Source organism: Salipiger sp. HF18 (assembly GCF_011806505.1).
GTDB lineage: Bacteria > Pseudomonadota > Alphaproteobacteria > Rhodobacterales > Rhodobacteraceae > Salipiger > Salipiger thiooxidans.
Map to the genome: position 1 here is coordinate 1 of NZ_JAATOS010000973.1, position 594 is coordinate 594.

Consider the following 594-nt stretch of genomic DNA (forward strand, 5'->3'; position numbering starts at 1 on the left):
GCTGCTTCGGTCGCGATGGATTTTCCCCCGCAAGCCCCGTAAGACCATCGAAATGCCCCCTTACGACTCGAGGGTGCAGAAGAGGCAGGAGGCAGGCCCATGGCAGTTGGTGTGTTCGATTCCGGACTCGGCGGACTCACGGTCCTTGACGCGGTTTCAAAGCGTCTTCCCGAGGTTCCCTTTGTCTATTTCGCCGACAGCGCGCATGCGCCCTACGGCGTGCGCGACGCCGACGACATCTACAATCTCACCACCGCCGCGGTGGACCGGCTCTGGCATGCGGGCTGCGATCTGGTGATCCTCGCCTGCAACACCGCCTCGGCGGCGGCGCTACGCCGGATGCAGGAGACATGGATCCCGCGCGACAAGCGCGTGCTGGGCGTGTTCGTGCCGCTGATCGAGGCGATGACCGAACGTCAGTGGGGCGACAATTCGCCGCCGCGCGAGGTCGGCGTGCAGCACGTGGCGCTCTTCGCCACGCCGGCCACCGTGCGCAGCCGGGCCTTCCAGCGCGAGCTGGCCTTCCGCGCCATCGGCGTCGACGTCGAGGCGCAGGCCTGCGGCGGGCTGGTGGACGCCATCGAGGAGGGCGAC

At 67.8% G+C, this 594-nt stretch carries 1 protein-coding gene; it reads left to right on the plus strand.

Translation table 11 applies throughout. From position 1 onward, the window contains the following. Window positions 1-99: 99 nt before the first annotated feature. Window positions 100-594, plus strand: a 495-nt coding sequence (locus HC022_RS28345; RefSeq protein ID WP_175583777.1) for a glutamate racemase, incomplete at its 3' end; no start/stop codon positions are given.